The organism is Corynebacterium sp. KPL2734, from assembly GCF_040225595.1.
In the GTDB taxonomy this organism is placed as follows: Bacteria; Actinomycetota; Actinomycetes; order Mycobacteriales; family Mycobacteriaceae; genus Corynebacterium; species Corynebacterium rhinophilum.
In genome coordinates this window covers 139334-152484 of sequence record NZ_JBEHFO010000005.1, presented here as the reverse complement: position 1 = coordinate 152484, position 13151 = coordinate 139334, and the positions used below count along the sequence as shown (strand labels likewise).

Here is a 13151-nt window from a genome sequence, read left to right as displayed (position 1 = left end):
TCGACCATCGCGCAGCTGCGTGAACAGGGTCGTAACGGCCCGTTTGGCGAGCAAACTGGGGGCCAGGGCAGTGGAGGTGAACAGTTTAGAGAACTGCAGTGACCTTATAACCCTTCTTGGTGAGCAGCCGGGTCGCTGCTTTAAATGTCGCGTTATCGCTGTCGGGGTTGTATTTTTCGGGATCTAAAGCGATATGCGCGAATTTTCCATCATAGCGGATAGTCATGAATTTGTAGCCAGCTTGTTCTTCGGCATCATCGATTAGCGCTTGCACGTCGGAGGTATCGCGGTCGGGGGTGGCCGCCGCCGCATGGTCTTGATGCTGGGCTATAGGGGAAGCTTTTTCGATTGGAGTGCTGTGGCCGATTAAGCCAGTGCTTGCAGCCAATAGTCCAGCAAGAATAGTGGTAATAATCTGAATACCTTTCTGTTGGGCGTATGGTATGGGTGAGTGTGGTATAGAACACTCGCTCACCTGCAAAATTAACGGTTACAACCGTAACTTAACTTCGGATTAGTTCAAAAACTGTGCTGACCAAGGACCAGTTTTCCTGGTTCCTTCCAGCACAAGAGCCCAAATTGGTTATTATACCAAAACTAGTCTTTGTTTTCAGGCTCCTGAAACGGCTCTTCCTTTGGGAAGTACTCCAGTGGGTGGATGTAGGACTGGACCCCTGTTCGGAATACCCGGACAGGGCGGTAGATTACTATTTTTCCAACCCGGTTGGGCTGGATATCGGGTGTCCGCCAAACAGGGGTCAGGCCCGTTGGATATCAGGTGTCCACCAAATGGGGGTCAGGTCCATTCAAGGAGATATAAGTAATGCCTTGGGTGAAGCGAATAGCGAACTTTTGAGAGGAGATACCAGCCCCTTAGCCTGAGCCTGCACATGCATTTTGAATGGCGGCGATGGTAGCTTGAGAACCATGAGAAGCTTGTGGAGGTATTTCCGGCCATTCGGCGTCTCCGCCTTGGTAGTCATCGTGCTCGGGGTTCTGTTTAATGACCATCACTGGGCACTGATTCTAGTGGTCGCAATTTTGCTCATAGGAGTCGTTCTATCCTTGGCGGATTATGCTTCCGGGCGGCGTCGAAAGAATGAGGATGAGCGTTGAATCAGAAATTGCAGTTGTCGTTGGCTACCGGATTCGTCGGCGTGGTTTTGGTCATCGCAGCGCCTATTTTAATTAGCACCGGAATTGATGCTGCCGATGCTGGGCAGCAGTCAGGTAATGCTGTGGTTCCATTGCTTTTAGTGGGCATCGGAACCGTACTAGTGATCCTTGCGCTGGCCCGTTCCGGTCCTGTATTTGAAAAGAAAAATTTAAACGCCGAGCGCTAGAAGCGCTAGTTTTGGGGGCCATATTCCTTGCGGGAATGCAGAGGACACGACGTTAAGCGCCTTCAATCAACCTACTGGTTGATTGAAGGTTCAACCGCCTCTGCGATTCAAAGCCAGAGAAGTCGGGGCAAGATATGTATTTAGAGAACTTGATCCCCTCGGCTATCCAGTCATGGTGATGACTGGGAAGGAGTAATGACATGAAGGCTTTGTACAGGGCAGCGATTTTCTACCTCGTCTTGGGCTTGGTCGCCGGCTTGTTTTATCGGGAGTTTACGAAGCTACAAGATTTCCCGGAAGGCGAATATACGCAGCTAAGCGTGGCCCACACCCACTTGCTGGCATTGGGCTTCATGCTATTCCTCATCTTCTTGGCGCTGGAAAAGGTCTTCGCGCTGTCGCGGCACCGCCAGCTATTCAACTCATTTTTCTGGCTGTACAACGTGGGCGTTGTGCTCACCGTCGGCATGCAAATTTCGCACGGCATACTGACGGTGCTGGGCAAGGAATCCAATGAGATGATTTCGGGCATCGCTGGTCTGGGCCACATCTTCATCACTGTGGGGCTGACGGTCTTTCTCGTGAATTTGGGCCGGGCCATCAAGGAACCAGATGAGGGTAGCACCAAAGCTCCGGTGAACGCCTAACTATGAGCGAGCACAGCGCACAATAAAACGTCACGGCGCCTACTCGCCGCGATTGGATAAGCTTGGCGGTTCTTTCCGTCGGGTTGGGCATCATTGTTCTAGATGGCACTATCGTCGGCGTGGCATTGCCCTCGGTCATCACTGACCAGCAGCTTAACCTGACGCAGGCGCAGTGGGTCAACAGCCTCTATGCGGTGCTATTAGCTGCGCTGCTGCTGCGACGGGCAAGATTGCGGGTACCTGGGGACGCAAGCGCGCCTTCCTCACCGGCCTGACAATATTTGTGGAAGGCAGCGTATTGGCGGGTTTTCTACCACCGCCGCCTTTGACCTCCGCGCGAGCCGTGCAAGCTATCGGCGCCGCATTCATCATGCCGTCCACGCTCTCTACGGTTAATGCCGTATTCCGTGGCAAGTACCGCGCCGCAGCCTTTGGTGTGTGGGGCGCGGTGATTTCTGGGGCTGCAGCGCTCGGACTGCTCGCCGGTGGTGCACTGACGGAATGGGTGTCTTGGTATTCGCGATTATCGAGGCCCGACCTAGGCTGGTGGGAACCCCAATCCTCGTTCAGTTTCTTTGGCTGGACGTGGTCAGAAAACGCGCCCATCTCACCGGTGCCGGTGGCGCTCGCGGTTTCGGCCGTGGGCTTCGCGCTGTCAGCCATGGCAATCGGTGCATTCTCTCCGGTGCAGCAGCCCCCACGTCGCGGCACGGTACGGGGGCGCCTGGCACCGTGCTCATCGGGCTCGGCTTGGAAACCGTCGGCGTTCTTATCCTCGTCCCGCTTATGGGGACGGATACGAATGGTTGGATCATCGCCGCACCGCTGACCCTGTACGGCTTGGGCCTGGGGTTCGCCTCCGCAACGCAAAGCACCGTGCGCCTGGGGCAGTGGTGCAGGCCTTAAGCGAGGGCATGACCAACGCCGCGCAGTGGTTGCTCGTGGCCGCTAACGCATTCTCTCGCTCTGGGCTTTGTTGGTGCACTTAGGGTGTGCCTTGCTGCGGGGGAGAAGGGTGCCCCCGCAAGCAATGCCGATCTCGGTGCCCGCGTTAATCGCGTCCCGAACTGATTTTCCACCCGCGTGCTGCTTTGCGTTGCTGCCAGAAGTGACGGTAGATTCCGGGGACATCGGAAAGCTCAGAATGCGTGCCCAGCTGGCTGACGTGCCCGTGTTCATCCAAGACTACGATTTGATCAGCCGATTTAATTGTATCCAGCTTATGGGCGATGACGATAAAAGTAGACTTCTCCCGTAGCTCGTCCATTGCGGCAAGGATATTTGCCTCATTTTCTGCATCGAGCGCGGAGGTAGCCTCATCAAAGAGGACAATCGGCGCTTGTTTGAGCAGCGCGCGAGCAACAGATACGCGCTGGCGCTCGCCGCCGGACAGAAGCCGCCCGCCTTCACCAACAGGAGTGTGCCACCCTAGGCGGTTGGCAATAGCAGTCACGCCTGAAAGATCAGCTGCGCGGAAGACTTCCTCATCGGAGGCATCGGGACGACCAACGCGGATATTAGCAATCAGCGAATCATCGAAGAGATAGACGTCCTGAAAGACCATGGATAGTTTGGACATTAGCTGTTCGGTTCCAAGCTCGCGGATATCTACGCCGTCAACCATCACCGCCCCGGAATCTACATCCCAGAATCGTGAAATAAGGCGCGCAATTGTGGTCTTTCCGGAGCCGGAAGGACCGACAATGGCGGTAACGGTGCCCGGTTGGGCGTGGAAGGCGACATCGACCAATACCGGCTTATCTCCGTACCCAAACGTGACATTGCGCAGCTCAACACTGCCCGAACCGTCTCCTGTACGCGGAGTAGTGGGTTCTGGCAGGGAAGGGGCATCGGTGATGAGCTCGGTTTCTGCGAGCGCGATACGGCCTGCGTCTAAACCGACGAAACAAGAGCCCAGCTGCTCAAGCGTGCGGGTAAACCTCAAGCTGATTCCGATGATCGCAATTGTTTCTAGTGGCGATAGGGCGCCTTCAACGGCAAGATCCGCGGAGACCATAATGAGAGCCACGATGAAGATCTGCACTACTATGCCGTTGAGTAGCAAAGCTAATGTGGATACCCATAGCTCGCGTATCCGTGCTTTATGATCGATTTCTAGTGCTTGCTCAAGCGGCGCAAACCCTTGTGATTTTCCCGCCGCGCGCAAGGCCGGCTGGCGGTTAGCAAATTCTACGATGCGCTGGGAGAGCTCTTTACTCGGCCCGAGTGTGCGGTTCGATGCTTTCTCACGAATCCATGCAGCCAACTGCATCACCACGAGCGCCAATGGTGCGATGATTAGAAAGACCAATCCCAACCGCGGATTCCAGAAACACGCTCCAACCAACAGGGTCATAAGTGCTGCACCATCGCGGTACACCATGCCTTGAGTATGTGCAAGAGTCTCGGCCGCCACCATAAAACGATCTGAGACGAGACGAGATAGCCCGCCGGTATTAGCCGGTATGAACCAGCCGAGCGGTAGCGTTGCCAATTTATCGCCCACAGTCGTGTGCGCGGTTCGGATGAAATCCAAGGCCGTGTGGTAAGAGGCCATGGTTGCGAAAAATCGTAGCGCAAAAGCTACGAGCGCAATTGCCAAAAGCGTCCACATCCATGGTGTGATCGTCGTATCCCCATCGAGTGCCTTTGTAAGTGGCACGAGCGTGAGAACGGCGAGGCCGTCAAGCACGCCAACGATAAGCGATAGACAAGCATGCCTTTTATTGAGCTTATGACCTACAGGACTTTGCAGCTTTTTGACACTGCGAGTAAGTAACGGATCACGAAGCCGCGAACTAGCAGGCGTGGTGGCATTAGACATGAGAATTATCCTTCACAGGCTTGAGGCGGATTATTTGGTCTGCGCCTTGGATTGACTCCGGTTTGTGGGCTATGACCAAGACGGTCTTGTCTCTTACGAGTGTGGCCAGAGCCGCTTGAATTTCTGCTTCGCAGTCAGGATCGGTTGCCGCAGTAGCTTCATCCAGGATCAAGATTGGGGCATTGGTAATAATTGCCCGGGCAATAGAAATGCGTTGCTGTTGTCCACCGGATAAAGAGATGTTCTCACCAACAACGGTGTCGAGCCCAGCTGGTAAAGCGCGAATATCAGCAGCTATGTGCGCGGCCTCTGCTGCTTGCCAGATCTCTTCATCGCGCGCTTCTGGGCGTGCAAGGCGAATGTTTTCCCGAATACTCATGCGCAGTAAGTGAGGATCTTGTAAGACGAAAGCCACAGTGCGGTACAAACTGTCGAAAGTGAGATCACGGGTATCCACGTTGTTGATAGTGATTGTGCCCGAATCTGGATCCTGGAAACGCGCCAGCATCGTTGCTGCTGTGGATTTGCCAGAACCAGAGGGACCAATTAATGCCGTAACGGTACCTGCACTTAGCTGGGCAGAGAAGTTTTGGAGGACCGGTGTATCTGGGCCGTAACTAAAGCTGACATTGTGGAACTCCACTTTCATTTCTTGACTACGGGCATCGAGACTCATTGAGCCTTCTTCTACATGGGAAATAGTCATAACCTCATCAAGGCGCAACGCCGCATTGCCAGCGAGCTGGTAAGACCACATCATTCGGCCGACGGTTTGAATCGTGCCCGGGATCACCAGTGCAATCAACGTTGTTGCGATGACTTCAGCGACCGTGACATAGCCACCAGCTATCAGCAGGGAACCGACTCCTACATTGATAAGGATGAGCACGGGAACCGCCACCACGGATTCTGAAATTGCGCTAACGCGAAGAAGCGGACGTACCCACTCGTAATAGAAGATAGCGAATTGTTTAGCAGCTTCGCGGTACCGAGCGTGGGCTTTGCCAACGGTGCCGAAAGCCTTGACGACGGAAATACCTTCGGAGAACTCCACTGCAGTGGCAGAAACCTCTCCAAGATAATCGTCCATTTCCGCAGTTTTTGTGCCCATATCTTTCATTGAATACGCCTGGATTGCTAGGAAAATGGGCACAGTGGCAATAGAAAGCAGGCCAAGGCGCCAATCCAAGATAAAGGCATAAACCAGAAGCGCAAGAGGCGTGAAGATTGCGGCAACTTGATCTACAGGGGCATGGGCTGTCAGGGTGTGCAGAGTTAGCGTATCGTCCTCGACTGCTTTGCGGACTTTGCCGGAATTAGTTTGGCTAAACCAAGACAGCGGTGCTTTCGCAATAGCGGTAATAATTCGGCGCCGGTTGATCCCCACCAGCTTTGCATCAGCGAAGTGGGTGATCGTAAGGGCAAGGAAATAGAAGAATAGCTGGCCCAAAAATGCTGCAAGGAGCCATTTCACAATGGACGCGACGTCATCAGTATTTCCGTTGATTAGAGCATTTCCCAGTGCCACCAACGCGACGTAGGGTGCTACGGCGAGTACCGAGGATATAAGCGCGAGAAACTGTGCGAAGTAGATGGTTGTTTGCACTGGGGCCAGTAGCTTTTTTAGAGCGACCTGGCCGGCTTTTTGTTTTGCGCGAGCCTCTTCTTCCGGTGACGCACCGTGTGATTCTGGTGCGTGGGTTCCGCTTGATTCTGTGGAACTTTGTTTTATCTCAGACATTTCTTTCTCAATTCTTATTTATTTCCGTCATATCGATGATTCGAGTGACTGATTCTTGGATGAATTCGTGGTCATGGGTGATAACGATGACCACTGCTCCGCTTGCTGCAAGAGATCGAAGCAGCGCAGAGATGGATTGCAGTTGGCGCCAGCCCACTCCAGAGGTAGGTTCATCGAAGATGTAGACCTCTGCTTGCTCGGCTTGGGCTGAAGCTATGGCTAAGCGTTGCCGTTGCCCACCGGACAGAGACTGCGGATGCCGTCGGGCCATCTCTTCCAGATCGAGGCGATGGAGAATCTCGTTGACATCGATGTGGTCCCGCTTCTTCTTTGCCAGTCCGAGCGTGACCTCTTCTTCGGTGGTGGCAGCGAATAGCTGGCGGCCAACATCCTGCATCACCATGTACGCGCTGCGCCTCCGAGCTGCTGCTCCTACTCGTTTGCTGTTCAAACGGAGACTACCGCCGCGTTTGGGAGAAGCAAGACCACAAATGATCCTGGCGAGGGTGGTTTTGCCAACCCCGTTGGGCCCAATCAAGGCGGTGACTTCGCCGCTGGGGAAAAATGCGTGGTCAATGTTGAGCACCTCATGCGTGCCATAAGAAAAACGGATATTGCTTAACTCGAGTCCGCTCCGCTGGGGATCGGCGTTTTCGGGCGTGGGTGGTACCGGTACGCTCGCGGGCAGGGGAACGTGGTGTAAGCTGCGTAGCCCCAATTGTTTGCGTTCGGGTTCGTCTAAGGCATAGAACTCTTGCGCGTGGAAACTCCGCGTTATTTTTCCCTGAGTCAAGTAAATAACTTGGTCAGCGATATCTTTTAAGAAAAAGAGGCGATGATCAGCGATAATGATCGTTGTGCCTAATTCCTTCAAGCGGTGTAGCACGCGTGCAAGAATATCGATGCTTTCCATGGAGAGGTTGGACGTGGGTTCATCGAGAAGCACGAGACTGCCCGGGGACACAAGCGCGCATGCGCATGCCACGGTTTGTAACTGTCCACCGGATAATTCTTTGAATCGCCGGCCCCGAAGATCGTTAATGCCTAGCAACTCGACCGCTGATTGAATCCTAGATTCAATTTCTGTGGGATCCACACCAAGGTTTTCTAGCCCGAAGGCTAATTCTGCATTGACGCTTTCAGTGAAAAACTGCGTCCGTGGATTCTGGAATACTGAGGCGCTGAACTCGATGGCGCGGGACAGCGGTTCCTGCGCAGGGTTAAAGTCCTGGCCATCCTTTGTAATAGTGATGGTGCCTAGTAGCTCTCCTGGATTGAAATGGGGGATGAGTCCGTTGATCAACTTGAGCACCGTGGACTTTCCCGATCCGGAATCACCGGTAATCAGTAGGCACTGTCCTGGAGAGACAGAAAAAGACACATCAGATACACCTTGAATGCCTGGCCGAGCGCCCAATGGATATGTAAAAGAAACGTTATGGGCGTTTACACTGGTTGCGATACTGCGTTCGTTCATAATTGGGCCTCCGTGGGAAGCCAGACAGAGGCAACAACGAGGCCCAACCCAGCTATTGCTGTTGCATCGACAAGCTTGAAGGAAAGATCGGCGGTGGTGGTTGGGCGTGTGGGTCCTCCCAATCCGCGGACAAGAGCAGAGGCAGCGAGCTCATCACCAGCGCGGACGACGGCGCCTAACAAAGGGATGATCAGCATCGCGGACGATTGTGTGGGCTGTGTAAACCAGCTTTTCGCTCCAGGCTGGAGACCCCGAAGGACCATGGCATCGCGGATGGCTTTGGCTTCTGCCACGATGATCGGCAAAACGCGCAGGAATACCGCCGGTGGAATGGTGGCCCAGCCTGGTAAACGCAGGTCCCGCAGTGCTGAGGTCAACGTGGATGGTGTGAGAGTGAGCAAGCCGAATGCGCCGATGGACATGCTGATGACAAAACGGCTTAGCCACGAAAAAATTGCCGCCGAAAAAGCGAAAAATGTGGAGCCAGGAAGCTGTAAAAGGCCCCAATACCCTAGATAGGATAATGCAAAAGCACACAGGCAAATAAGACCATAGTGTGGCTTTACTGTAGCTAGTGCGATGGAGCTGAAGGCGATAGAAATCAGCAGTGTCGGTAGGTGGCCGTGGCTGAGAGCTACCGCATTGATTACTAGAACAGAAAGCAGCACGGTCCGTGGATCGATCGAAGATCGACGAAGCACGCCCTGTTTGTCCAAGCTCACAGGAGACCAGCGCTTTCAAAGTGTTTGCGGCTGACGCGAACTCCGACCTTTCCTCCGATAAAGCCGACGATGAGCGCACAAATGGCCAGTACTCCAATGGTCCATGGCTGGAAGATATCCGACATAGCATCGGCGTATTCTTGGCCCATTTGGTCTGCGATATCGACGTAGTATGAGTCCGTATCCAGAATTAGCGGGATAAAAGGCAAAGAAACCCAGGCACAGAAGACGCCATAGGCAATGGGGAAGGACTTGGCAATCCCGAGGTGGCTTTTTGTGATAATCAAATCCGCGATAAACCCAAGAATTATGCTTCCCAGCAAGGTCCAGAAGTAGTGCCCGGTGAGCATGAATGCCAATCCGTTAATACCGCCGACAAGGGTGAAAGCGCCCATTTTGGGCGTGCGGGCGGCATAAAGCGCTAGCACGATTCCATTTGCGATTGCCGCGATGAACCAGCCAATGAACATGAATTGTGGTCCTGCGAATCCAACCATCCCGGTTACAAAAGTGATTACAAAGTAAAGTGCAGCAAAGATGCCAGCGTTGATGAGATCTCTGGTGTTTAAACGTGCCGTCGACCCACTGGATGAGCTTGTATTCCGTGCGGGCGTAGAGGACTGTTGGGTCATGGTAAACCTCGATTCATAAACAGTAGGGAAAGTAAGGCTTACCTAAAACGTATAATACTGTTTATAAGCTATTTCTAGCTCGATCTGAAGATTTACCCTTAATGGGGGCGAATGCAGATAAGCGGTTCTTTTAGGGATCATAAAATAACTACTTATCGATATGAGGAAACTAAGGTTTACCGCCTCTGCATGCTTGGACCGAATGAAATCAGACAGCAAACGGATCGTTATCGGGATTGCTGTTGACGATGAGCTCAATATGGTTGGTCACTGAGAGTGCTGTTTCTTCACCGAAGAAGTGAGTAATGAAGGCCACCGCCATATCAATTCCTGCCGCCACACCGGATGATGTCCAGAGATTGCCGTCGTGGACCCATCGAGCTTGCTTTTTCCATTCAATTTTCTGGCCGTGCGTTCTAACCCAGTCGAACGCGCTTTTATTGGTGGTAGCGCTGTGGTTTTCTAATAAGCCCGCGGCGGCGAGTAGCGCCGACCCAGTACAAACTGAGGTGATGATGTCTGCCGAGCTTGCAAGGGCAGCTAGCTGGCGGAGGAATTCTGGATCTTGAACAAGTGAGCGTGTACCGCGTCCTCCTGGCACAAGCAGAGTATCTCCAGAGAAGGATTCAAAACGCATTGTTGGAACTATTCGTACGCCTTGAGCGCTGCTTACCGGGCTGTCATGTTTTGACAGATAGTTGACTTCAAGGCCTGGTGTATTTGCGAGTACTTCTGCGGGGCCAAAAACATCGAGTAACTCGAACCCGTCAAAAAGTACGATGCCAATGTTCTGCGGACGCGTCTGGCTCATGACTAAACCGTATCAAAACCAAATTCGACACCTTAGAGTTTTGGTGCTTGGGGTCAATAAGCAGAAGCGTGGAAAAATTTACCCCTCAGATGCAGTTCAGAGGGGTACAAATTAGTGCCCCAGAGAAGATTCGAACTTCCGACACCGGCTTTAGGAGAGCCGTGCTCTATCCCCTGAGCTACTGGGGCGGGGATGTTGCTTATGCAACTCGGATCATCATAGCAGTGGGGCGCGAGTGCGCCCCAAAAGGCTGCGTGCGCGGCCGTTTGTATGGGGTGGGCGAATAGCCCGGGTCGGGCGAGCAGCCTTAGCTATGAGGTTTAGGCTTGTGCCAGTTCTTCCTGTTTATTGCGCACGGAGGATGCAGGCGGGTTGGTCTCGTGGGTGCCGTCGAAGTACAAGACGGTGGGGATGATGCGGTTGCCGTCGTTGACGGACTTGATCCACTCGTTGATGTCGTCGGTGTTATCGTCCTCCACATCTACGAGCTCGTATGGGGTTTCGGTGCGGTCCAAGTTCTTAATGAGCTTGGCGCAAAATGGGCACCAGTCGGCGTAGAAGATGGTGACATCGGCATTGGTTTCGGGTGCTTGTACAGTCATTAGTCTGCGTCCTTTCTATCGTAAGTTAAAAAGCGGTACTTCATGGGTAGCTCGCTGGTCGGCTGCTCGGGAAGCTCTAAATGCCCTTTGTCAGAGGTGAGCCAATCCGTGCTGTAGGCCAAGCCAAACGTATCGGGGATATCCGGGGCAAAGACGGCATCCGCGCCATAGATATCGCCGATGTTTACGCCCATGAGAGTGACCTCGATGCGGTCTACCTGGTCCAAAGCGGCGGTGTAGATTTGGCCGCCGCCGATGACCCAGGCATCGGCAAGCGCGGGCATCGTCCTGCCCACCGTAGCACCAGTTGACCACGTGCCGGGCGCGCGTGAGGAGAGCACGTAATTCTCCCGGCCGGGCAGGGGGCGGAACTTGGGGTTAAGGGACTCCCAGGTCTTGCGGCCCATGATGACCGGCGCGCCCATGGTGACGTCCTTGAAGTGCTTGAGGTCCTCCGGCACGTGCCAGGGCATCTGCGCGCCATCGCCGATGATGCCGTCCAGGGACTGCGCCCAGATCGCGCCGAGCATTAGACCGACACCTGCGCCTTGATAGCCGGGTGCGGGTCGTAGCCTTGCACCTCAAAATCGGCGAAGTCATAGGAGAAGAGGTCCTTCGCCTTGTTGAGTTTCAGCTGCGGGTACTCGCGCGGCTCGCGGGACAGCTGCTCCTGTACCTGCTCCACGTGGTTGTTGTAGATATGGCAATCGCCTCCGGTCCAGATTAGATCGCCCACCTTGAGGCCGGCCTGCTGGGCAAACATGTGGGTCAGCGCCGCATAAGAAGCGATATTGAAGGGTACGCCCAGGAACATATCCGCCGAACGCTGGTAGACCTGTAGCGACAGCGTGTCATTGGCCACGTAGAGCTGGAAGAGCAGGTGGCAAGGCATAAGCGCCATCTGGTCGAGCTCAGATACATTCCACGCGGAGACCAGGTTGCGGCGCGAGTCTGGGTTGTTCTTCAAGGTGTCGAGTGCCTGCTGGATTTGGTCGATGTGGCTGCCATCCGGGGTGGGCCAGGAGCGCCACTGCACGCCGTAGACCGGGCCCAAATCGCCGTTTTCATCGGCCCACTCGTTCCAAATGCGCACGTTATTATCCTGCAGGAATTTCACATTGGAATCGCCACGTAGGAACCACAGCAGCTCGCCGATGATTCCGCGAAAGTAGACCTTCTTCGTGGTTAGCAGCGGGAAGGATTCCGCCAGGTTATAGCGCAGTTGTGCGCCGAAAATGGAGCGCGTGCCGGTGCCGGTGCGATCGCCTTTGGCCGTGCCTTCTTCGAGGACGCGGCGGAGGAGATCCTCATATGGGGTATTGATAGTGGCACTAGAGGCGGTGGACGTATCACTCATGGTGCCCCAGTGTAGAACGTTAGAAAGCCATGGGGATAGTCGGAAAATCTATTTCTTGTTGGTGCTGGTAGTGGGGCTGTCCGTGCGAAGGGTTTCGCGGATCGCTTGCTCGATCGGGGTAGTTTCCCACTGGACGCCAGCACCACCCAAGATGGAGGGACGCTCCCACAGATAGCGCATCTCCAAAAGGCCACGAAGGTCGGAATTAAAGAGCCCGCCGAGCCTGATTATCCACGGACGCAGCGTTATGGGCGAGTGCCGGCAGCCTGCGAGATGCGCGAACTTCGCCTGGGTAATTGCAGGGGCACAGGGTACGGAAATGATAGGTGGGCTGGTGGGGTCAAGGAGGGCATCAGCAAGCGCGCGGCCAAAGTCCGGAAGGTAGGTAACCGAATGCTTGGTATGCGCGTTGAAGAGTGCGAGGGGAATGCGCTTGCCGATGATCAGTTGGTGATACACGCACCCCGGGCCAGAATCCGGGCCAAATAGATCTGCGGCCACCACCGATACGGCGCGGGCAGGTGAAGCGAGGCGGGTATTGATGAGCGCAGCGCGCACACCGGGTTTTCCTTGTCTGGATGTGGTTAAAGGGGTACCGGGTGAAAACGTTTCGTAGCTCGGATCGAATCCGTAGATGGATTCTGGAAAGACGATGGGGATGGCGCGTTCGGCGGCGATGCGGAGGGCTGTGTCCTCAGCGGGGATGAGGAGCGTGCGCCATGCCTCGGCGTTATAAGCGGCGTGGATGCAGTGGACAATGCCGTCGACGTCTGCGGGGTAGAACTCTTTTTGGGTGGCATCGCCGGTGATGTGCTGTACGTATGGGCCTAGGTCGAGCACTGAGCCATGGCGGCTCATGATGATGCATTCATGGCCTCGGGCGGTGAGTTCGCGGGCAACCGCCCGGCCAACGGGTCCGGCGCCAGTGATGAGAAATTTCATTATGCGGAGTCCTATTCATATTAGTGACTGGTGCTCTCTAAAAATATAGGGCG

15 protein-coding genes, 1 tRNA gene and 1 pseudogene are annotated in these 13151 nt (G+C 54.5%); 5 read left to right on the top strand and 12 right to left on the bottom strand.

The features are described 5' to 3' along the window. Positions 1-85 precede the first annotated feature (85 nt). Positions 86-388, bottom strand: a complete 303-nt coding sequence (locus tag ABRP88_RS05240; RefSeq protein ID WP_284785634.1) for a malonyl-CoA-ACP transacylase — start codon at positions 386-388, stop codon at positions 86-88. Between the two features lie 724 nt (positions 389-1112). Here ABRP88_RS05240 and ABRP88_RS05235 point away from each other — a divergent pair. The 5 genes and pseudogenes from ABRP88_RS05235 (at position 1113) to ABRP88_RS05215 (ending at position 2896) form a co-directional block, all read left to right on the top strand. Beyond that, entirely contained in the window at positions 1113-1343 is a 231-nt protein-coding gene (locus ABRP88_RS05235; protein WP_284770582.1) for a hypothetical protein, read from the top strand. Between the two features lie 200 nt (positions 1344-1543). Then, positions 1544-1990 (top strand): DUF2871 domain-containing protein, encoded by a 447-nt coding sequence (locus tag ABRP88_RS05230; RefSeq protein ID WP_349836494.1) that lies wholly within the window; start codon positions 1544-1546, stop codon positions 1988-1990. A 62-nt stretch (positions 1991-2052) separates the two neighbouring features. Beyond that, positions 2053-2265, top strand: coding sequence for a hypothetical protein (locus ABRP88_RS05225; RefSeq protein WP_284852322.1), 213 nt, complete (start codon positions 2053-2055; stop codon positions 2263-2265). Further along, a pseudogene (locus ABRP88_RS05220) lies at positions 2163-2447 on the top strand (MFS transporter); the annotation flags it as partial. The gene ABRP88_RS05225 and the pseudogene ABRP88_RS05220, both read left to right, overlap by 103 nt. Positions 2448-2575: 128 nt before the next feature. Continuing rightward, positions 2576-2896 (top strand): hypothetical protein, encoded by a 321-nt coding sequence (locus tag ABRP88_RS05215; RefSeq protein WP_284852323.1) that lies wholly within the window; start codon positions 2576-2578, stop codon positions 2894-2896. Between the two features lie 145 nt (positions 2897-3041). Here the strand turns inward: ABRP88_RS05215 and ABRP88_RS05210 are convergent, their stop codons facing one another. From ABRP88_RS05210 to ABRP88_RS05160, 11 genes are all read right to left on the bottom strand, one after another. Beyond that, complete coding sequence (locus ABRP88_RS05210) at positions 3042-4814, bottom strand: ABC transporter ATP-binding protein (RefSeq protein WP_284852308.1); 1773 nt, start codon at positions 4812-4814, stop codon at positions 3042-3044. Continuing rightward, positions 4807-6555 (bottom strand): ABC transporter ATP-binding protein, encoded by a 1749-nt coding sequence (locus ABRP88_RS05205; protein WP_349836493.1) that lies wholly within the window; start codon positions 6553-6555, stop codon positions 4807-4809. The genes ABRP88_RS05210 and ABRP88_RS05205 overlap by 8 nt, the downstream gene beginning before the upstream one ends. A 7-nt stretch (positions 6556-6562) precedes the next feature. Continuing rightward, the gene (locus ABRP88_RS05200; protein ID WP_349836491.1) at positions 6563-8032 is read right to left on the bottom strand and encodes an ABC transporter ATP-binding protein; all 1470 of its coding nucleotides are present in this window, start codon (positions 8030-8032) and stop codon (positions 6563-6565) included. Further along, a complete protein-coding gene (locus ABRP88_RS05195; protein WP_284851807.1) occupies positions 8029-8700 on the bottom strand; it encodes an energy-coupling factor transporter transmembrane component T family protein in 672 nt (223 codons plus the stop codon). The genes ABRP88_RS05200 and ABRP88_RS05195 overlap by 4 nt, the downstream gene beginning before the upstream one ends. A 50-nt stretch (positions 8701-8750) precedes the next feature. Continuing rightward, positions 8751-9386: an MptD family putative ECF transporter S component gene (locus ABRP88_RS05190; protein WP_284785647.1), complete on the bottom strand. Its 636-nt coding sequence runs from the start codon at positions 9384-9386 to the stop codon at positions 8751-8753. Positions 9387-9594: 208 nt separating this feature from the next. Beyond that, positions 9595-10197 (bottom strand): DJ-1/PfpI family protein, encoded by a 603-nt coding sequence (locus tag ABRP88_RS05185; protein ID WP_349836489.1) that lies wholly within the window; start codon positions 10195-10197, stop codon positions 9595-9597. Positions 10198-10312: 115 nt separating this feature from the next. Then, a tRNA-Arg gene (locus tag ABRP88_RS05180) sits at positions 10313-10385 on the bottom strand. 132 nt (positions 10386-10517) lie between these two features. Beyond that, positions 10518-10799 (bottom strand): glutaredoxin domain-containing protein, encoded by a 282-nt coding sequence (locus ABRP88_RS05175; protein ID WP_349836487.1) that lies wholly within the window; start codon positions 10797-10799, stop codon positions 10518-10520. Continuing rightward, positions 10799-11329, bottom strand: a complete 531-nt coding sequence (locus ABRP88_RS05170; RefSeq protein WP_349836486.1) for a dihydrofolate reductase — start codon at positions 11327-11329, stop codon at positions 10799-10801. Before ABRP88_RS05170 ends, ABRP88_RS05175 begins: the two co-directional genes overlap by 1 nt. After that, positions 11329-12156 (bottom strand): thymidylate synthase, encoded by an 828-nt coding sequence (locus ABRP88_RS05165; protein WP_349836485.1) that lies wholly within the window; start codon positions 12154-12156, stop codon positions 11329-11331. Before ABRP88_RS05165 ends, ABRP88_RS05170 begins: the two co-directional genes overlap by 1 nt. Before the next feature lie 48 nt (positions 12157-12204). Next, positions 12205-13098: a Rossmann-fold NAD(P)-binding domain-containing protein gene (locus ABRP88_RS05160; protein ID WP_349836484.1), complete on the bottom strand. Its 894-nt coding sequence runs from the start codon at positions 13096-13098 to the stop codon at positions 12205-12207. Between the last annotated feature and the right edge of the window lie 53 nt (positions 13099-13151).

Coding starts and splice junctions, on each gene's coding strand:
- ABRP88_RS05230 (WP_349836494.1), top strand. CDS start 1,544: ATGAAGGCTTTGTACAGGGCAGCGATTTTCTACCTCGTCTTGGGCTTG.
- ABRP88_RS05210 (WP_284852308.1), bottom strand. CDS start 4,814: ATGTCTAATGCCACCACGCCTGCTAGTTCGCGGCTTCGTGATCCGTTA.
- ABRP88_RS05205 (WP_349836493.1), bottom strand. CDS start 6,555: ATGTCTGAGATAAAACAAAGTTCCACAGAATCAAGCGGAACCCACGCA.
- ABRP88_RS05200 (WP_349836491.1), bottom strand. CDS start 8,032: ATGAACGAACGCAGTATCGCAACCAGTGTAAACGCCCATAACGTTTCT.
- ABRP88_RS05190 (WP_284785647.1), bottom strand. CDS start 9,386: ATGACCCAACAGTCCTCTACGCCCGCACGGAATACAAGCTCATCCAGT.
- ABRP88_RS05185 (WP_349836489.1), bottom strand. CDS start 10,197: ATGAGCCAGACGCGTCCGCAGAACATTGGCATCGTACTTTTTGACGGG.
- ABRP88_RS05175 (WP_349836487.1), bottom strand. CDS start 10,799: ATGACTGTACAAGCACCCGAAACCAATGCCGATGTCACCATCTTCTAC.
- ABRP88_RS05170 (WP_349836486.1), bottom strand. CDS start 11,329: ATGCTCGGCGCGATCTGGGCGCAGTCCCTGGACGGCATCATCGGCGAT.
- ABRP88_RS05165 (WP_349836485.1), bottom strand. CDS start 12,156: ATGAGTGATACGTCCACCGCCTCTAGTGCCACTATCAATACCCCATAT.
- ABRP88_RS05160 (WP_349836484.1), bottom strand. CDS start 13,098: ATGAAATTTCTCATCACTGGCGCCGGACCCGTTGGCCGGGCGGTTGCC.